The sequence below is a fragment of the Mesorhizobium sp. B2-3-5 genome, assembly GCF_006442395.1.
Taxonomy (GTDB): Bacteria; Pseudomonadota; Alphaproteobacteria; order Rhizobiales; family Rhizobiaceae; genus Mesorhizobium.
This window is the reverse complement of record NZ_VFVX01000013.1, coordinates 56377-75661: the sequence shown is the minus strand read 5'-3', so window position 1 is coordinate 75661 and position 19285 is coordinate 56377. Positions and strand designations below refer to the sequence as shown.

Annotated in this window: 12 protein-coding genes; 11 read left to right on the top strand and 1 reads right to left on the bottom strand. The window is 65.1% G+C overall.

The features are described 5' to 3' along the window. Positions 1-63 precede the first annotated feature (63 nt). Positions 64-1689 carry a phosphoenolpyruvate carboxykinase gene (locus FJ958_RS16820; protein WP_140744321.1) on the bottom strand — a complete coding sequence of 542 codons (1626 nt, stop codon included), beginning with the start codon at positions 1687-1689 and terminating at the stop codon, positions 64-66. A gap of 342 nt (positions 1690-2031) precedes the next feature. Here FJ958_RS16820 and FJ958_RS16815 point away from each other — a divergent pair, with 342 nt between their 5' ends. From FJ958_RS16815 to addA, 11 genes are all read left to right on the top strand, one after another. Next, a complete protein-coding gene (locus tag FJ958_RS16815) occupies positions 2032-2733 on the top strand; it encodes a response regulator transcription factor (RefSeq protein ID WP_010912942.1) in 702 nt (233 codons plus the stop codon). Between the two features lie 150 nt (positions 2734-2883). Continuing rightward, positions 2884-4668 carry a sensor histidine kinase gene (locus tag FJ958_RS16810; RefSeq protein ID WP_140744320.1) on the top strand — a complete coding sequence of 595 codons (1785 nt, stop codon included), beginning with the start codon at positions 2884-2886 and terminating at the stop codon, positions 4666-4668. Positions 4669-4690: 22 nt separating this feature from the next. Beyond that, a complete protein-coding gene (locus FJ958_RS16805) occupies positions 4691-5137 on the top strand; it encodes an HPr kinase/phosphorylase (RefSeq protein ID WP_140744319.1) in 447 nt (148 codons plus the stop codon). 164 nt (positions 5138-5301) lie between these two features. After that, positions 5302-5703 (top strand): PTS sugar transporter subunit IIA, encoded by a 402-nt coding sequence (locus FJ958_RS16795; RefSeq protein WP_126057117.1) that lies wholly within the window; start codon positions 5302-5304, stop codon positions 5701-5703. Next, positions 5700-5996: an HPr family phosphocarrier protein gene (locus FJ958_RS16790; protein WP_140606689.1), complete on the top strand. Its 297-nt coding sequence runs from the start codon at positions 5700-5702 to the stop codon at positions 5994-5996. The genes FJ958_RS16795 and FJ958_RS16790 overlap by 4 nt, the downstream gene beginning before the upstream one ends. 182 nt (positions 5997-6178) lie before the next feature. Next, positions 6179-7579 (top strand): adenosylhomocysteinase, encoded by a 1401-nt coding sequence (gene ahcY / locus FJ958_RS16785; protein ID WP_140744317.1) that lies wholly within the window; start codon positions 6179-6181, stop codon positions 7577-7579. Positions 7580-7778: 199 nt separating this feature from the next. Beyond that, positions 7779-10334, top strand: coding sequence for a PAS domain-containing sensor histidine kinase (locus tag FJ958_RS16780; RefSeq protein ID WP_140744316.1), 2556 nt, complete (start codon positions 7779-7781; stop codon positions 10332-10334). An 8-nt stretch (positions 10335-10342) separates the two neighbouring features. After that, positions 10343-11851 (top strand): tRNA (adenosine(37)-N6)-threonylcarbamoyltransferase complex ATPase subunit type 1 TsaE, encoded by a 1509-nt coding sequence (gene tsaE / locus FJ958_RS16775; RefSeq protein WP_140744315.1) that lies wholly within the window; start codon positions 10343-10345, stop codon positions 11849-11851. After that, the gene (locus tag FJ958_RS16770; RefSeq protein ID WP_140744314.1) at positions 11848-12576 is read left to right on the top strand and encodes a nucleotidyltransferase family protein; all 729 of its coding nucleotides are present in this window, start codon (positions 11848-11850) and stop codon (positions 12574-12576) included. The genes tsaE and FJ958_RS16770 overlap by 4 nt, the downstream gene beginning before the upstream one ends. Continuing rightward, on the top strand, positions 12573-15707 hold the full coding sequence (gene addB / locus FJ958_RS16765) for a double-strand break repair protein AddB (protein ID WP_140744313.1): 3135 nt from the start codon (positions 12573-12575) through the stop codon (positions 15705-15707). Before FJ958_RS16770 ends, addB begins: the two co-directional genes overlap by 4 nt. Continuing rightward, the gene (addA, locus tag FJ958_RS16760) at positions 15704-19210 is read left to right on the top strand and encodes a double-strand break repair helicase AddA (RefSeq protein WP_140744312.1); all 3507 of its coding nucleotides are present in this window, start codon (positions 15704-15706) and stop codon (positions 19208-19210) included. Before addB ends, addA begins: the two co-directional genes overlap by 4 nt. Positions 19211-19285 lie beyond the last annotated feature (75 nt).

Genomic DNA, 19285 nt, shown 5'->3' with positions numbered 1-19285 from the left:
GGCCCGATCGAAACCGGGCCTTCAATGGTGCCGAGCGCCAATGATGCTCAGCGATTCGGGCGGTTACTCCGCCGCTTCCTGCATGCGGGGCGCTGCCCCCATGATGGTTGCATCGACATGCGGTTCGAATTTCTCGAAATTGACGGCGAACATGCCGACCAGCCTTGCCGCCTGCCGGTCATAGGCAGCCTTGTCCGCCCAGGTCGCCCGGGGGTCCAGAATCATCGGATCGAGGATGGCGCTGTCGACGCCGGGCACCGCCACCGGCACCTCGAAGCCGAAATTGGCGTCGGTGCGGAACACGCCTGTCTTCAGCGAGCCGTCGAGTGCCCCGGCAAGCAGGGCGCGCGTCGCCTTGATTGGCATGCGCTTGCCGGTGCCATAGGCGCCGCCGGTCCAGCCGGTGTTGACCAGCCAGCAATCGGCGCCATGGCGGGCGATCAGCTCGCGCAGCAGATTGCCGTATTCCGACGGATGGCGCGGCATGAACGGTGCGCCGAAACAGGTCGAGAACGTCGCCTCGGGTTCGGTTACGCCCTTTTCGGTGCCTGCGACCTTGGCCGTATAGCCGGAGAGGAAATGGTACATCGCCTGCGCCGGGGTCAGGCGCGCGATCGGTGGCATGACGCCGAAAGCGTCAGCGGTCAGCATGATGATGTTCCTGGGATGACTGGCGCGCCCGGTCTTCGAGGCGTTGGGGATGAAGTCGAGCGGGTAGGCGCAACGGGTGTTTTCGGTGAGCCGGCCGTCGTTGAAGTCCGGCACGGCATCGGCGTCGAGCACGACATTTTCCAGCACCGTGCCAAAGCGCTGCGTGGTGGCGAAGATCTCCGGCTCGGCTTCCGCCGACAGCTTGATCGTCTTGGCGTAGCAGCCGCCTTCGAAGTTGAAGATGCCGTGCGGACCCCAGCCATGCTCGTCGTCGCCGATCAGCGTGCGCGACGGATCGGCCGACAGCGTCGTCTTTCCGGTGCCCGACAGGCCAAAGAAGATCGCGGCGTCGCCGGCCGGGCCCTCATTGGCCGAGCAGTGCATCGGCATCACGCCCTTTTCCGGCAACAGGTAGTTGAGCATGGTGAACACCGACTTCTTCATCTCGCCGGCATAGGACGTGCCGCCGATCAGCACGATCTTGCGGGTGAGATCGACCGCGATCACAGTTTCGGTGCGGCTGCCATGGCGAGCAGGGTCGGCGCGGAAGGACGGCAGGTCGATGATCGTCATCTCGGCTACGAACTGCTCGAGTTCGGCGTTGTCCGGGCGTATGAGCAGATTGCGGATGAACAGCGAGTGCCAGGCGAATTCGGTGATCACGCGGGTGGGCAGCTTCAGCTCCGTATCGGCGCCGCCGACCAGGTCCTGCACGTAGAGGTCCTTGTCCGCGGCATGGGCGCGGAAATCGGCGAGCAGCGTCTCGAACTGAGACGGCGAAAGCGCCTTGTTGTTGTCCCACCAGACATGCGGTTCGGTGGCGTCGTCACGGACGACGAACTTGTCCTTGGGCGAGCGGCCGGTGTGCTGTCCGGTTTCGGCGACCAGCGCGCCATGGGCGGTCAGCCGGGCCTCGTTGCGCCTGATCGATTCCTCATAAAGAGCGGCCGCGCCGAAATTGTAGCGCACCACGCCGGAGGTTTTGAGACCGATACGATCGATCGCACAGGCAGGATTGCGTTTGCCGACTTCCGACATTGGTGACCCTTCTCCGATTTGCCGCGTCTTTAAGCTGGCGCATTCCAGCATGCCCGCTGTCCGGGCAAAGATGGCAAAACCAGAAAAGCCAAATGATATCAAATCATTAATCGATTTAAAAAATTTGAAAGTTGTTTAAATCGTTTATATGTGCAAAAAGTTTCGTGGTTGCCCAAGGATTGGCCGTGTTCGTTCGTCCAATCCATGTCGAGGTAGGATTGTGGCCACCGGCACGCCGCCCGTGACAGCGGACTAGGCCTATGCCACATTTTGTACCTAATTTGTCCTGCAAAAGCCCCTTCTCTGCGAAAGAAGGGACAGCTCATGAGGGAGCCGCTTGAAATGGCAACAATCGCGCTTGTCGATGACGACCGCAACATTCTGACGTCGGTGTCGATCGCCCTCGAATCCGAGGGGTATCGCGTCGAGACCTACACGGATGGTGCGTCCGCGCTGGAAGGCCTGGCGGCTCGGCCGCCGAATCTTGCCATCCTCGACATCAAGATGCCGCGCATGGACGGCATGGAGCTTCTGCGCCGGATGCGCCAGAAATCCGACCTGCCGGTGATCTTCCTGACCTCCAAGGACGACGAGATCGATGAGTTGTTCGGCCTCAAGATGGGCGCCGACGACTTCATCCGCAAACCGTTCTCGCAGCGCCTGCTGGTCGAGCGGGTGCGCGCCGTGCTGCGCCGCGCCAGTGCCCGCGAGGCTGCGGCCAAGGCGCCCAGCCAGCAAGCTCGCTCGCTCGAGCGCGGCCAACTCGTCATGGACCAGGAGCGCCACACCTGCACCTGGAAGGGCGAGCCGGTGACGCTCACCGTCACCGAATTCCTGATCCTGCATTCGCTGGCGCAGCGTCCCGGTGTGGTAAAAAGCCGTGATGCGCTGATGGATTCGGCCTATGATGAGCAGGTCTATGTCGACGACCGCACCATCGACAGCCACATCAAGCGGCTGCGCAAGAAGTTCAAGGCCGTCGACGACGACTTCGAAATGATCGAGACCCTTTATGGAGTCGGATACCGGTTCCGCGAGGCATGAATAGGCAGTAGTGAGTAGGCAGTAGGGAATAGTCGGTAGTCAGTTTTGAATGGTGCTAGCGGCCACTCATCCATAGCCGGTCAGCCAGCCATTTTTCTATTCCCTACTGCCTACTGCCTACTCACTAATTAAGCAGGGAACTGCTATTCGATGGCAGTTGAAGCACAACGAAGCAGACCGGCGGGCGCCATCAGGCGGCCGTCGCGTATCATGCCGTCCTTCGTTTCGAGGATCACGGTGCCGATGCGCCGCTTCCTCGGCCATCACATCTTTTCCAGCCTGACGCGGCGCATCCTCTTCCTCAACCTCGCCGGACTGGCTGTTCTCGTCACCGGCATCCTTTACCTCAACACCTTCCGCGACGGGCTGATCGACGCCCGTGTCGAAAGCCTGATGACGCAGGGCGAGATCATCGCCGGCGCGATCGCGGCGTCGGCGACCGTCGAGACGGATTCGATCAGCATCGATCCGGAAAAACTGCTTGAGCTGCAGGCGGGCGAAAGCCTGGGGCCGGGCTCCGACCAGCTCGACAATCTGGACTTTCCGATCAATCCGGAACGCGTCGCCCCGGTGCTGCGCCGGTTGATCTCGCCGACCCGCACACGCGCCCGCATCTATGACCGTGATGCCAACCTGCTGCTGGATTCGCGCCACCTCTATTCGCGCGGCCAGATCCTGCGCTACGACCTGCCGCCGGTCGACCAGGAAGAGCCCGACCTTGTCGAGCGAATCCAGAAGTTCATCTTCGACTTCTTCCGCAACACTGACCTGCCGGTCTATCACGAGCAGCCGGGCGGTAACGGCGCGGCCTTCCCGGAACTGATCAAGGCTCTGACCGGCAGCCCGTCGACCATCGTGCGCGTCAGCGAGCAGGGCGAGCAGATCGTCTCGGTGGCCGTTCCGATCCAGCGCTTCCGCGCCGTCCTCGGCGTACTGATGCTGTCGACCGAAGGTGGCGACATCGACAAGATCGTTGCTGCCGAACGCAAGGCCATCCTGCGCGTCTTCGGCATCGCGGCGCTGGTCACCGCCATCCTGTCGATGCTTCTTGCCTCGACCATCGCCAACCCGCTGCGGCGGCTGTCGGCGGCGGCGGTGCGCGTGCGGCGCGGCGTCAAGAGCCGCGAGGAAATCCCGGACTTTTCCGACCGGCAGGACGAGATCGGCAATCTGTCGATCGCCGTGCGCGACATGACCAACGCGCTCTATGCCCGCATCGAGGCGATCGAGAGCTTCGCCGCCGATGTATCGCATGAGTTGAAGAACCCCCTCACCTCGCTGCGCAGCGCGGTGGAAACCCTGCCTCTGGCCAAGAACGACAATTCGCGCAGCCGGCTGATGGAGATCATCCAGCACGACGTCAAACGGCTGGACCGCCTCATCACCGACATCTCCGACGCCTCCCGTCTCGACGCCGAGCTTGCGCGCGAAGACGCGGGCACAGTGGACCTGAAGAAATTCATCACCGATCTGGTCGCGGTGTCGCGGGAGGCCACCCGCAACAAGAAGGCTGTCGAGATCGAGTTCAGGGTCGCCAAGTTGCCGCAAGGCGTCAAAGGCTATTTCGTCGTTGGCCACGATCTGCGCATCGGCCAGGTCATCACCAACCTGATCGAGAATGCGCGCTCCTTCGTTCCCGAGGACCATGGCCATATCATCCTGTCGCTGGCGCGCGCCGGCAAGTTCAATATCCTGACCGTCGACGACAACGGGCCCGGCATTCGCGCCGACAATATCGACCGCATCTTCGAGCGCTTTTACACCGACCGGCCGGCCGGCGAGGCGTTCGGCCAGAATTCAGGCCTTGGTCTGTCCATCTCCAGGCAGATCGTCGAGGCCCATGGCGGCACGCTGACCGCCGAGAACATCCCCGGCACCAAGCCCGGCGAGATCAAGGGCGCGCGCTTCGTCGTGACGCTGCCAGCCGAAGCGTGACGCCCGATCAAAGATTCAATTCGTGAAACCTGAAAACATCCACGCAACGGCGGTCCTGATCGGCGAGCGTGGCGTGCTCATCAGCGGCGCCTCCGGTTCGGGCAAGACGACGGTGGCGCTGGCGCTCATCGACCATTGCCGGCAGCGCGGAATGTTTTCGCGGCTGGTCAGCGACGATCAGCTTTTCGTCGCGGCGCATGCGGGGCGGCTGGTGTGCCGCGCGCCCGCGACCATAGCAGGCCTGGCCGAGGTGCCGCGGCTGGGTCCGCGGCCTCTGACGTTCGAACCGGCCTGCGTCGTCGACCTGCACCTGCGCCTGCTGCCGGCTGATGAAATCGCGCGTTTCCAGGTGGACGCCAGCACCGACATCGCCGGCTGCGCGGTGCCGCGGATCGATGTCGCCGAGCGCAATGTCGCAGCGGCCCTGCCTGCCGTGATGGCGCGGTTGTCGATCTCGCCTTTTTTATGATCCGTCCGGGTTTTTTTGCTGCAATGCGTCAAAATGGCATGGGCCGTCGCAATTTGGGGCTTGTCAACGGGCCGCGCGTCGACAAGATAGCGCTCCCGCCGCCCGGAATGGCTGGCGAGCATAAAATGCGCCTGTGAAGCGGCGATGACGGGAGCCACCAAAGAATGATCGGACTCGTGCTTGTAACGCACGGTCAACTGGCCACCGAGTTCCGACATGCCGTCGAACATGTCGTCGGGCCACAAGACAATTTCGAAACCGTGGCGATCGGTGCCGACGACGATATGGAACAGCGCCGGCGCGACATCGTCGACGCCGTGGCCCGGGTCGATAGCGGCGCCGGCGTCATCGTGCTGACCGACATGTTCGGCGGCACGCCATCGAACCTCGCGATCTCGGTGATGGAGTCCGGCCGCACCGAGGTGATCGCCGGCATGAACCTGCCGATGCTGATCAAGCTGTCCTCGATCCGCAAGGGCGACAACATGGCCGCCGCGCTCGACGAGGCGCAGGCCGCCGGCCGCAAATACATCAACGTCGCCAGCCAACTCCTGAGCAGCAAATGAGCATGGTTTCATCGGAAAAGGACCAGATCGTCCGCGAGTTTCCGATCGTCAACCAGCGCGGCCTGCACGCACGTGCCTCTGCGAAATTCGTCCAGCTCGCCAGCGGCTTCAACGCATCCGTCCATGTCGAGAAAGACGGCGTCAAGGTCGGCGGCACCTCGATCATGGGTCTGATGATGCTGGCCGCAAGCCCTGGATTGTCGATCCGCGTCACCGCCAGTGGGCCGGAGGCGCTCGAGGTCATGGACGCATTGGAACAACTCGTTGCCTCCCGCTTCGGCGAGGAATGCTGATCCCGTGCACCGCCAGTGCATGTCCGAGAGACATGCAGGGATAAAGATTTCTTTATATCCCATTGTCGTCTGGATGCCGATCTGCTAGTCAGGCCGGCAATTCGCGCCCTTCGATGCGCCTGCCAGCGCGGGCGCATCCGCAACCAATTCGCAAGCATAACAATTCGCATCGGAGTACTGCCATGACGGGTAGCAAGGATTATGTGGTCGCCGACATCTCGCTTGCCGGCTGGGGCCGCAAGGAACTCGATATCGCCGAAACCGAAATGCCGGGCCTGATGTCCTGCCGCGAGGAATTCGGCGCCAAGCAGCCGCTCAAGGGTGCGCGCATCACCGGCTCCCTGCACATGACCATCCAGACCGCGGTTCTGATCGAAACGCTGAAGGCGCTCGGCGCCGATATCCGCTGGGCTTCCTGCAACATCTTCTCGACCCAGGATCACGCCGCGGCAGCTATCGCCGAGGCCGGCATTCCGGTCTTCGCCGTCAAGGGCGAGAGCCTCGAACAGTACTGGGACTACACCGACCGGATCTTCCAGTGGGCCGATGGCGGCCTCTCCAACATGATCCTCGATGATGGCGGCGACGCCACCATGTACATCCTGATCGGCGCCCGCGCCGAAGCCGGGGAGGACGTGCTGTCCAATCCGCAGAGCGAGGAAGAGGAATATTTCTACGCCCAGGTCAAGAAGCGCCTGAAGGCCTCGCCCGGCTTCTTCACCAAGCAGAGGGAAGCGATCCGTGGCGTCACCGAAGAGACGACGACCGGCGTCAACCGGCTGTATCAGCTGCAGAAGAAGGGCCTGCTGCCCTTCCCGGCCATCAACGTCAACGACTCGGTCACCAAGTCGAAGTTCGACAACAAATATGGCTGCAAGGAATCGCTGGTCGACGGCATCCGTCGCGGCACCGACACGATGATGGCCGGCAAGGTCGCGGTCGTCTGCGGCTATGGCGACGTCGGCAAGGGTTCGTCGGCCTCGCTCAAGGGTGCCGGCGCCCGCGTCAAGGTCACCGAGGTCGACCCGATCTGTGCCCTCCAGGCGGCGATGGACGGCTTTGAAGTCGTCACGCTGGAGGACGCGGCTCCGACCGCCGACATTGTCATCACCACCACCGGCAACAAGGATGTCGTCACCCTCGACCATATGCGGTCGATGAAGGACATGGTGATCGTCGGCAACATCGGTCACTTCGACAACGAGATCCAGGTGGCGTCGCTGCGCAATTTGAAATGGACCAACGTCAAGCCGCAGGTCGACATGATCACCTTCCCGGACGGCAAGCGGATGATCCTCTTGTCGGAAGGCCGCCTGCTCAATCTCGGCAACGCGACCGGCCATCCGAGCTTCGTCATGTCGGCTTCCTTCACCAACCAGGTGCTGGCCCAGATCGAGCTGTTCACCAAGGGCGAGCAGTACCAGAACCAGGTCTATGTCCTGCCCAAGCATCTCGACGAAAAGGTCGCCCGCCTGCATCTCGACAAGCTCGGCGCCCGCCTGACCGAACTGTCGGGTGAGCAGGCCGCCTATATCGGCGTCACGCCGCAGGGTCCGTTCAAGCCGGAACACTACCGCTATTAACCAAAGCTAGATATCCTACCAGATATTGAGGCCGGGCGATTGACTTTTCGCCCGGCTTTATTTTTGCGCGCGACCAGCCTTCACGGCGATTCGGCGAGGGTTTATTGTCAGGTGATTCGCGACGCTTCCGGCCCGAGAGGGGATCGGAGAGGCGCGTTTCAGGGCGGTCTTGCATTCAGGCGGCGGAGAGGACCAAGACATGCCGGGGCAATACCCGCACGGAGCGGGACGGGCCGTTTCCGGCGGCCATGACGATTCGGGGACCACGGGCTCCCCAACACGGCGCGGGCGTCTTTCATGGCGTGGCCGCGCTGGATTGTTGCTTGCCGGCTCCACGCTTGCCAGTCCCTTGCTTGGCGCGGTGGCACGTGCCCAGGGCGCTGGCGTACCGGCAGCCGGTCTATCAATCAGCACGATCGAGGTGATGCAGCTTGCCGTGTTCGTCGGCGTGACGGGCGCGGCCTTTCTATCGGCCATCGTTCTCATCCGCGAACGGGCCCGCACCTCGGCGGAAAATGTCGAACTGAGAAGCCGCATCGCCGACGTCAACGCGGCGCTGCGCCGTTCGGAAGCGTTGCTCAATCTGCGCGACCAGCGTGTGGTCGTCTGGGCCTCGGAAAACAAGAAGCCCGAACTCATCGGCACCTTGCCGGTCGAAAGCGGCGCGCCTGAGGAGCGGGCGGCTTTCCTGGCCTTCGGCCGCTGGCTGATGCCGCGCTCGGCGGCGGCGCTCGAGCATGCCGTCGCGGGCTTGCGCGAAAAGGCGAGGCCCTTCGACCTCATCATCGAGTCCCAAGCCGGCGCGCCGCTCGAAGTGCATGGCCGCAAGAGCGCGGCGCACATACTGGTGCGGTTTGTCTCGCTTTCCGAGACACAGCGAAGCCAGGCCCGTCTGAAGATCGACAACCAGCGGCTGGCCGCCGATCATGACACGCTGATCGGTCTGCTCGAGGCGCTGAAGATGCCGGCATGGCTGCGCGACGAGCACGGGCGGCTGAAATGGGTCAACCGGGCCTATTCCGACGCCGTCGAAGCCGAGAGCGCGGAAGCCGCCGTCCGTGATGCCAAGGAGTTCCTCGGCGGCCAGGCACGTGAGACAATCGCCGCGCAGCACAAATCGCACCCGGTTTTCGAGCAGTCGCTTTCGACGGTGATCGAGGGCGACCGCCGCGTGTTCGCGGTGACCGACTTCGCCGGCGCCGACGGCTCGGCCGGCCTTGCCTGCGACACCAGCGCCATCGAGACCATTCGTGGCGAATATGAGCGCACGGTGCGCAGCCACGCCGACACGCTCGACCAGCTCAACACCGCGGTCGCCATCTTCGACACCGACGAGAAGCTGCGCTTCTTCAATCAGGCGTTCCAGAAACTGTGGGGGCTCGACAGCGGCTTCCTGCATAGCGCGCCCGACAATGCCTTGCTGCTCGACCGGCTGCGCAGCGAGGGCAAGATCGCCGAACAGCCCGAATGGCGCCGCTGGAAGGAAGGCCTGCTCGGCGCCTACCGCGCGGTGGAATCGCAGGAGCACTGGTGGCATCTGCCCGACGGCAAGACCATCCGAGTCGTCGCCAATCCGCAGCCCAAGGGCGGCGTCACCTGGGTGTTCGAGAACCTGACCGAGAAGATGGACCTGGAGAGCCGCTACCGCACCGCTGTGCGGGTCCAGGGCGAAACGCTGGACAACCTCGCCGAGGGCGTTGCCGTGTTCGGCCCGGATGGCAGGCTGCGGCTATCGAACCCGGCCTTCGCCGCGCTGTGGGGACTTGGGGCGGACGCCGCCAAGCCCAATGTGCACGTCTCGACCATACGCGACCTTTGCGACCGGCAGACGGCGGACAGCCCCTGGCCCGGTTTCGTCGCCGCCATCACCGGCTTCGACGACGAGCGCCGCGACCGCCATGGCCAGACCGAGCTCAACAACGGCACCGTGCTGCGTTACGCCGTGATCCCCTTGCCCAATGGCCAGGTGATGATGACCTTCGTCGACGTCACCGACAGCGTTCATGTCGAACGCGCGCTGAAGGACAAGAACGAGGCCCTGGAAAAATCGGACCAGCTCAAGAACGACTTCGTCCAGCACGTGTCCTACGAATTGCGCTCGCCGCTGACCAACATCATCGGCTTCACCGAACTTCTGTCCTTGCCGACGACCGGCCCGCTCAACCAGAAGCAGCGCGAATATGTCGAGCATGTCGGCTCGTCCTCCTCGGTGCTGCTGACCATCGTCAACGACATACTGGATCTCGCGACCGTCGATGCCGGCATCATGCAGCTCGACATCTCCGAGGTTCATGTCGACCGCACCATCGCGGCTGCCGCCGAACTGGTCGCCGACCGGCTGCAGGAGCATTCGATCCGTCTCGAGGTCAATGCCGCCGCGGCGCCGAAGACGTTCCACGGCGACGAAACCCGCATCCGGCAGATCCTCTATAATTTGCTCAGCAACGCCGCCAATTACGCCCCGGAGGCCAGCACCATCCGGCTCGCCTGCCGTCAGCTCGCGGACGGGGTGGAATTCTCGGTTCATGACGATGGCCCCGGCATGCCGCCGGATGTGCTCGATTCGGTGTTTCGCCGCTTCGAACCGCGCGCCAATGGCGGCCGCCGGCGTGGCGCGGGCCTCGGCCTGTCGATCGTCAAGAGCTTCGTCGAATTGCACGGCGGCGGCGTCCGCATCGAAACCGGCAAGGACAAGGGCACGACCGTCATCTGCACCTTCCCCGACATGCCGGGCATTCGCGCCGCGGCCGAGTAGCGCGTTCGATGACGGAACCGGTGCTCGAGCGTCTGCTCGCCGACGAGATACAGACGGCGCGGCTGGGCGAGGATCTGGCGCTGGCACTGCGCGTGGGCGACGTGCTGGCGCTCAAGGGCGATCTCGGCGCCGGCAAGTCAACGCTGGCGCGGGCGCTGATCCGGACGTTGGCGGACGATGCCGGCCTCGACGTGCCGAGCCCGACCTTTACGCTGGTGCAGAGCTACGACACGCGCATTCCGGTCCATCATTTCGACCTCTACCGCCTGTCGTCGGCGCGCGAGCTCGACGAACTCGGTTTCGAGGAAGCCCTGACGCAAGGTGCCGCCCTTCTCGAATGGCCGGAACGGGCCGAAGGCGAACTGCCGAAAACGACCGTCCTGATCGAACTCGTCCAGCATGGCGAAGGCCGCCTGGCGCGTCTGTCGGGGCAAGGGGCGGCTTTCGACCGCGCGGCGCGATCGCTGGCCATGCGCGGTTTCCTGGAAAGCGCCGGCTGGGGCGAAGCCCACCGCCGCCATTTCATCGGCGATGCCTCGGCCCGCTCCTATGAGATCGTGACACTTGCCGGTCGGGAACAGGTGCTGATGAATTCGCCACGGCTGGTGCTCGGCCCGCCGGTGCGTGACGGCAAACCCTATGCGGTGATTGCCCACACCGCCCAGTCGGTCTCCGCTTTCGTCGCCATCGACCGCGCCTTGAAAGCCGGCGGTGTCAGTGTCCCCGAAATCCTTGCCGAGGACCTGGACCAGGGCTTCCTCCTGCTCGAACATCTCGGTAGGCAAGGTTTTCTCGGCAAGGAGGGCGAGCCTGTTGCCGCGCGCTACGCAACGGCGGCCGAACTGCTGGCCATGATGCATGGCAAGAGCTGGCCGCGGCGTCTTGAAGCGGCACCGAACCGCTTCCACGACGTGCCGCCGTTCGACCGTGACGCCATGATGATCGAAGCCGACCTGCTGGTCGACTGGTATGTGCCGGCGATATCGGGCGGCCCGGCCAGCGACGACCTGCGGACGGGTTACACCAGGGAATGGAACGCGCTTTTCGACCGGTTGCAGGGCAGCGAATACACGCTGATGCTGCGCGACTTCCATTCGCCCAACATCATCTGGCGCGGCCACCGCTCCGGCCATGACCGGCTGGGCATCGTCGATTTCCAGGACGCGTTGATCGGACCTTCGGCCTATGACGTCGCCTCGCTCGCCATGGACGCCCGCGTCACCATTTCGCCGGAGATCGAGAAGCAGACGCTCGACGCCTATGTGGCAGCGCGCCACGCAGAGGGTGCCTTCGACGAAGAGAGTTTCCTGGAGGCCTATGCAATCATGGCCGCGCAGCGCAATTCCAAGATCCTCGGCATTTTCGTGCGCCTCGAAAAGCGGGACGGCAAACCCTATTATCTCAGGCACCTGCCGCGCATCCGCGACTATCTGCGCAGGGCGATGTCCCATCCCGCGCTCGCCAGCCTGCGGGATTTCTACGACACGCATGGGCTGCTTGAGGAACGAACGCTGTGACAGCAAGACCGGACACCGCCATCGTACTTGCCGCCGGGCTCGGCAAGCGCATGCGGCCGATCACCGACACGATCCCCAAGCCGCTGGTCACGATCGCCGGCAAGACGCTGCTTGACTGGGGCCTCGACAGCCTGGCCGCCGCCGGCGTCGTCAAGGCCGTGGTCAACGTCCATTATTTTCCCGAACAGATCGTCGCCCATGTCGCCGCGCGCCGCGCGCCGCGGATCATCATTTCCGACGAGAGCGAACGGCTGCTCGATTCCGCCGGCGGCATCGTCAAGGCGCTGCCAGAGTTGGGTGGAGAACCCTTCTACCTCCTCAACGCCGACACATTCTGGATCGACCACGGCCCGCTCAATCTCGGCCGCCTCGCCCTTGCATGGGACGCGGCGAAAATGGATATTCTGCTGATGCTGGCGGACCTCCATCAGGCGACAGGACATTGTGGCGGCACCGATTTCCTGGTGGCGCCGGACGGTGCGTTGCGGCGTTCAAAAGGCGATCCGGCAGGCCTGATCTATGCCGGCGCCGCGATCATTCATCCGCGCCTGTTCAAGGACGCGCCGACCGAACCGCATTCGCTCAACGCCTATTTCGACAAGGCCATTGCCGCCGACCGCCTGTTCGGCATGCCGATGCACGGCCATTGGATCACTGTCGGCACACCCGATGCCATCCCGCTTGCCGAAGCAGCGGTCGCCGACGCGCTAACCGAGCCGCAATGAGCGGCCCAAGCCGCGTTTTCTCGATCCCCCCTGGAGCGCCGTTTCTGCCGACGCTGGCCGAGGCGCTGCTTGCCGGCCGGCTGGTTCCGGGGTTCCGTTTCGATGGCGATCCGCTCGCCTTGGCCGATGTCACCATCTATGTGCCGACGCGCCGCGCCGCGCGGGCTCTACGTGGGGTCTTCGTCGACAGCTTGAAAGCACGCGGCGGTGGCGGTTCGGCGATCCTGCCGGTCATTCGTCCGCTCGGCGAGTTCGACGAGGACGAGGCCGCGTTCGACGCCGAGCCGTCGGCGGCAATCGATCTTGCGCCACCGATCGCCGCGACCGAGCGCCTGTTGCTGCTGACGCCGCTGGTGCGGGCATGGAAACGCAGGCTGCCCGCTCACGTCGCCGCCCTCTTCGCCGAGGAAATTGTCATCCCGGCCTCGACCGCCGATGCGATCTGGCTGGCGCGCGATCTCGCTGCATTGATGGACGAGATCGAGACGGAAGGCACCGACTGGAGCAAGCTCGCCGACCTGGTGACCGGCAACCTTGCCGGATGGTGGCAGGTGACGCTCGAATTTCTCGGCATCGTCACCGATGCCTGGCCGAGGTTTCTTAGAGAGAGCGACCGCTCCAATCCGGCCGCGCACCGCAGCGCGCTGATCCGCACCGAGGCGGCGCGGCTGCGGCGCAATCCGCCGGCCGGGCCGGTCATCGCCGCTGGGTCCACCGGCTCGATACCTGCCACGGCCGAATTGCTTGCCGCGATTGCTGGCTTGCCGGGCGGCGCCATCGTGCTGCCCGGGCTCGACCGGACGCTGGACGAAGCGTCCTTCCAGGCGCTTGTCGCCCCTGGCGCGCGCCCGGCCGTGCTTGGCCATCCGCAATATGGCCTGGCCAGGCTGATCGGCAAGATCGGCGTGCTGCGCTCGGATGTCGAGGAGATCGGCACGGCCGAGCCGCAGCTTGCGCTTCGCGCCGCCCTCGTCGGCGAGGCACTGCGGCCGGCCGAGACCACCGAATTGTGGGCCGAGACCCGCAACGGGTTTTCGGCAGCCGATATTGCCGGCGCCTTTGCCGACGTGACGCTGCTCGAAGCGGCCAGCGAACGCGACGAAGCTATCGCCATCGCCGTCGCGCTCAAGCAGGCGGTCGAGGTACCGGGCCAAAGGGCGGCTCTCGTCACCGGCGACCGTGCGCTGGCGCGGCGCGTCTCGGTCGAGCTCAAACGCTTCGGCGTCGTCGCCGACGATTCCGGCGGCACCCCGCTTGCCAACACGCCCGCGGCCAGCCTGCTCCGGCTGATGCTCGAGGCAGTGTTCCGGCCTGGCGACCCGGTCGGCCTGCTGTCGCTGCTCAAGCACCCGCTGCTCGGCCTCGGGCTCGAACGCGCCAATGTGCGGCATGCGGCGGAACTGGTCGAACTGGTGGCACTGCGCGGCGGCACCGGCCGCCCCGACATTGCCTCGCTGCCGGAGCTGTTCGAGGCCCGCCTCACGGGACTCGGCGATGATAGCCGCCCGCCCTTCTGGTTTGCCCGTCTCACCGTCCGCTCCATCGAGAATGCGCGAACCCTCCTCGCGCGGCTGGCAGAAGCGCTGGCACCGCTTTCGGTGTTTCGTGGTCAGCCGGATGCCGATCTTGCCGCGCTGGTCCGGGCGAGCGTCGAGACTCTGGAAAATCTCGGCCGCACCGCCGATGGCGGCCTTGGTGACCTCTACGCCGGCGATGCCGGCGACAAGCTCGCTGAACTGCTGCGCGGGCTTGTGTCGGCGTCGGCATCGCTGGCCTTTGCCGCCAGCGAATGGCCCGATGTCATGGACGCGCTGATCGCGCCCGAGACGGTCAAGCCGGCGCAGGGTACCGACAGGAACATCGCCATCTGGGGCGCGCTGGAGGCGCGGCTGCAGGATATCGACACGATCGTCATCGGCGGCCTCAACGAAGGCGTTTGGCCCCGCAAACCCGAGAGCGACCGCTTCATGTCGCGGCTGATGAAAACCGGCATCGATCTCGAACCGCCGGAACGGCGCATCGGCCTCGCCGCGCATGATTTCCAGATGGCCATGGGCGCTAAGAAAGTGGTGCTGGCACGCTCGGCCCGCGCCGGCGACGCGCCCGCCGTGCCATCGCGCTGGCTGCAGCGGCTGCTGACCTTCATCGGCAACGAGCACGCAGCAGCACTGCGCCGGCGTGGCGACGAATTGCTCGCCTGGGCGCGCGCGCTCGATACCGGCCCGAAGCTGGATTTCGCGCCGCGACCACAGCCGAAGCCGCCACTGCCGGTGCGCCCAACCCATTTCTCGGTCACCGAGATCGAAACCCTGCGCCGCGATCCTTACGCCGTCTATGCAAGGCGGATCCTCGGCCTGATGCCGCTCGATCCGCTCATCCGCGATCCCGGTGCGGCCGAGCGCGGCACACTGTTCCACGCCATCCTGCATCTGTTCTCGTCGCGCGTGGCCGATCCGCGCGCGTCCGACGCGCTCGCCAGCCTCATTGCCGCCGGCCGCGCGTGCTTTGCCGAGGCAGCGCTTCCAGCCGATGTCGAGGCGGTGTGGTGGCCGCGCTTCGAGAAGCTCGCCGCCAACATCATCGAGTGGGAGCGCACCCGGGCCGATGCGGTAATCCGGCGTCATGCCGAGGAGCGAGCCGGCAAGACCGTCGTCGGCCAGTCCGGCGTGACGCTGTCCGGCTACGCCGATCGTGTCGATCTGCTGGCCGGCGGCATGGCCGACATACTGGATTACAAGACCGGCTCCTCGCCATCCAAGGCGCAGGCGCACACGCTGCTGGCCCCACAACTGGCGCTGGAAGGCGCACTGCTGCGGCGCGGCGCCTTCAGGGATTTGGGCGCGCGTGAGCCTTCTCAGCTGGCCTTCGTGCGGCTGAAGCCGAATGGCGAGGTGTTCGAGGAGTCCATCCTCGAGCACAACCGCCAGCCGCGGACCGCGACCGATCTTGCCGAAGAGGCCTGGGCGCGGCTGGAGAAGTTGCTGATCCATTATGCCAAGCCGGAGACCGGCTATCTGTCGCGCGCGCTGCCGTTTCGCGAAGGCGAGACGGATGGCGACTACGACCATCTCGCCCGCGTGCTCGAATGGTCGGCCGGCGGCGATGCCGGTGACGAGGGAGGGGAGGCATGAAGAAGGCCTATCCCGTCCCGAGCGACACCGCTTCAAGCCAATCCCGCGCCGCCGATCCCGGTAATTCCGCCTGGGTGTCGGCCAATGCCGGCTCGGGCAAGACCCATGTTCTGGCCCAGCGCGTCATACGGCTGCTGCTCAACGGCACCGACCCGTCGAGGATCCTGTGCCTGACCTATACGCGCGCAGCCGCCGCCAACATGTCGAACCGGGTCTTTTCCACGCTGTCCGACTGGACGGCGCTCGGCGACGCCGAACTGGCGGTGAAGATCGAGGCGCTGGAGGGGCGCCGGCCCCACCGCGACACCATGCGCCGCGCGCGGCGCCTGTTCGCCGAAGCGCTGGAGACGCCCGGCGGACTGAAGATCCAGACCATCCACGCCTTCTGCGAATCCGTGCTCCACCAGTTTCCACTGGAAGCCAACATCCCGGCCCATTTCGAAATGCTCGACAGCCAGATGGAGGCATCGCTCTTCGCCACCGCGCGCCGCGAGATGATTTCGGCCGCCGGCGACAGGGACCTGGCCGACGCCTTCGCCACCGTGCTGGAACGTGGCGGTGAAGCCGGCCTAGATGCCCTGCTCGGCGAGATCGTGCGCAAGCGGGACGGGCTGCGGCCTTTCCTCGATGCGGTCGGGCTTGACGGCTTCCAGCCCCTGTTCGATGAATTCCGTTTCCGCCCCGGCCAGACCGCCGAGGGCATAGCGGCCTCGGTGTGGCCGCTACCGGGCTTCCTGCCCGACTATTTTGCCGGCTTTGTCCAGGCCGCCGAATCCACTGACGCCAGATCGGTGCTGAACAACATCCTGCCCTATGCACGACAGGCCTTCGCGGAGGGTGATCCCGTTCGCCGTCTTCAACTGCTTGCCAGAGCGTTCCTCAAGACGGATGGCGATCCCTACGATCCGGCAAAGGCCTTCAAGAAAGCGCTGACCGACCGGTTGCCGGACCTGGCCGAGCGCTATCGCTCGGCATCGGGCGCCGTTATCGAAACCGTCGACCGGCTGGCGCTGTTCCGGATGCTGGAAGGCACGCGCGCGGCACTCACCATTGCCGACTGGCTGATCGCCCGCTACGAAGTGCTGAAGCGTGGGCGCGGCTTTCTCGACTTCAACGACCTGATCACCCGGACGGTCAACCTGTTGGCACGGCCCGATGCAGGCCCCTGGGTGCAGTATAAGCTCGATCAGGGCATCGACCACATCCTGCTCGACGAGGCGCAGGACACCAGTCCGGATCAGTGGGAGGTGGTGAAGCGGCTGGCCGAGGAATTCTTTGCCGGCTTCGGGGCGCGCGACAGGATCCATCGCACGGTGTTTGCCGTCGGCGACGAGAAACAGTCGATCTATTCCTTCCAGGGTGCGGCGCCCGACTCCTTCGCCGACAGCCGGTTGTTGTTCGCCAGCCGGGTGCGCGATGCGGAGGCGTCGTTCGCCGACCTCAAGCTGACCTGGTCGTTCCGCTCGACCGACGACGTGCTGACCGCTGTCGACCGCGTCTTTGCCGATCCTGTCGTTCGGCGCGGCATCAGCCACGATCCCGATCCGCTGAGCCACAAGGCCATCCGCACCGATGCGCCGGGCTATGTCGAGGTGTGGCCGTCGATTGGCGCCGATATCGTCGATGAGCCCGACGACTGGACGCAGGCCATCGACCATGCCCATGCGCCGGCGGTACGCGTTGCCGAGAATGTCGCGGCCACCATCGCCGGCTGGATCGGCAGCGGCGAGATCATCGAAGGCCGCGGCAAGCGGCTGCGGCCCGGCGACGTGCTGGTGCTGGTGCGCAAGCGCGACAGTTTCGTCCACGCACTGACGCGGGCGCTCAAACGCCGCGACATTCCGGTTGCTGGCGCCGACCGGCTGAGCCTGCCCGGACATATCGCGGTCAAGGACCTGATCGCGCTCGGCCATCTCCTGATCCAGCCGCAGGACGATTTGTCGCTGGCCGCAATCCTGCGCAGTCCGATCTTCGACCTGCCGGAGGAGGCGCTTTTCACGCTCGCCGCGCAGAGGCCGCCCGGCCTGTCGCTGGCGGCGTCGCTGCGCCAGCAAGCCGAACAAAGCGAGCCCTTGGCAGCGGTCGTCGCCCAACTCGATGGCTGGGCCAGCGAAGCCGCCTTCAAGCCGGTGTTCGAGTTCTATGCCGGCCTGCTGGCACGCGATGGCGTGCGCCGGAAGATGATCGCCCGGCTCGGGCCGGGAGCCGGCGATATTCTCGATGAATTCCTGAGTTTCTGCCTTGCCGAGGAGCGGACCGGCCTGCCTGGGCTGGAAGCCTTCCTGTCGACGCTGGAAAATGCCGGGCCCGAGATCAAGCGTGAGATGGACCAGACCCGCGACGAGGTCCGCGTCATGACCGTGCACGCCGCCAAGGGTCTGGAAGCACCCGTCGTGTTCCTGGTCGATGGCGGCTCCGCCCCGTTCAGCGATCAGCATTTGCCACGCCTGATGCCTTTCGACGGCTCTGGCATGCACTGGAACGGCAAGGGCTATCTCTGGCGTTCGGCCAGCGATGTCGCCAACGGCTTTTCGAAAACGGCGGCGGCGCGAGCAAGGGAACTCGCCGACGACGAGTATCGCCGGTTGCTCTATGTCGGCATGACCCGCGCCGAGGACCGGCTGATCGTCTGTGGCTATCACGGCAAGCGGGCACCGAATGCCGGCACCTGGCATTCGATCGTCAGCCGCGCGCTGATCGGCGCGCCCGAGAGCGAACAGCGTGCGCATCCCGCCACCGGCGAGCCGGTGCATCGTTTTCATGTCACCAATCTGCCACCGGTCGCGCCGAGCTCCGGTGAGCAGTCGCGGCAGGCCGATGCTTTCGGCCCGCTGCCGGCGACCTTGTTCCGGCCCTTGCCGCCCTTCGAGGACCTTCCGCGCCCGCTGTCGCCATCCGGCGCGTCGGCGCTGATCGATGAAGGCAAGGAGGCGGTGGTCGACAAGGCTTCGCCGGTGCTGGACGCCGATGCGGAGCCCGGCTTTGCCGTGCTGCGCGGGCTTGCGCTGCACAAGCTGCTCCAGATGTTGCCCGGCATGGCCGAGGACGAACGGGAGCGAGCGGCGGACCGCTATCTGGTGCGCGTCGGTACTGACTGGCCTGCGTCAGAGCGGAAGAAGGCGCTGACGTCGGTCATCGCCATACTTTCCGATCCTCGCCTCGGCCAGTTGTTCGCGCCATCCTCTCGAGCCGAGGTCGCAATCATGGGCAGCCTGGAGGTAAGGGGAAAAAAGCGCTCCATTTCGGGCAAGATCGACCGTTTGGCGGTCACCGCGGACACGGTCTCGATCGTCGACTACAAGACCAACCGGCCCGCACCCGCCTCTCTCGCCGAAGTCCCGCCGGCCTATCTGCTGCAGCTCGCGCTCTATCGCGCCCTGCTGCAGCCGCTTTATCCCGGGCGGGAGGTCAAGGCGGCCCTGCTGTTTACCGAGGCGCCAAGGCTGATCGAACTGCCGGCCCGAGCCATGGATGACGCCCTTGCCCGACTCACGGGAGCGTGACACAAGACCTGCTTGAAGAAGGGCGCGACAACCACCACATTTGGGTGCGACAAAGAACTCTCGAAAGGATTTTTC

Excerpts from the sequence above, each read along its gene's own strand:
- FJ958_RS16820 (WP_140744321.1), bottom strand. The coding sequence starts at position 1,689 with ATGTCGGAAGTCGGCAAACGCAATCCTGCCTGTGCGATCGATCGTATC.
- FJ958_RS16815 (WP_010912942.1), top strand. The coding sequence starts at position 2,032 with ATGGCAACAATCGCGCTTGTCGATGACGACCGCAACATTCTGACGTCG.
- FJ958_RS16810 (WP_140744320.1), top strand. The coding sequence starts at position 2,884 with ATGGCAGTTGAAGCACAACGAAGCAGACCGGCGGGCGCCATCAGGCGG.
- FJ958_RS16795 (WP_126057117.1), top strand. The coding sequence starts at position 5,302 with ATGATCGGACTCGTGCTTGTAACGCACGGTCAACTGGCCACCGAGTTC.
- FJ958_RS16790 (WP_140606689.1), top strand. The coding sequence starts at position 5,700 with ATGAGCATGGTTTCATCGGAAAAGGACCAGATCGTCCGCGAGTTTCCG.
- ahcY (WP_140744317.1), top strand. The coding sequence starts at position 6,179 with ATGACGGGTAGCAAGGATTATGTGGTCGCCGACATCTCGCTTGCCGGC.
- FJ958_RS16780 (WP_140744316.1), top strand. The coding sequence starts at position 7,779 with ATGCCGGGGCAATACCCGCACGGAGCGGGACGGGCCGTTTCCGGCGGC.
- tsaE (WP_140744315.1), top strand. The coding sequence starts at position 10,343 with ATGACGGAACCGGTGCTCGAGCGTCTGCTCGCCGACGAGATACAGACG.
- addB (WP_140744313.1), top strand. The coding sequence starts at position 12,573 with ATGAGCGGCCCAAGCCGCGTTTTCTCGATCCCCCCTGGAGCGCCGTTT.
- addA (WP_140744312.1), top strand. The coding sequence starts at position 15,704 with ATGAAGAAGGCCTATCCCGTCCCGAGCGACACCGCTTCAAGCCAATCC.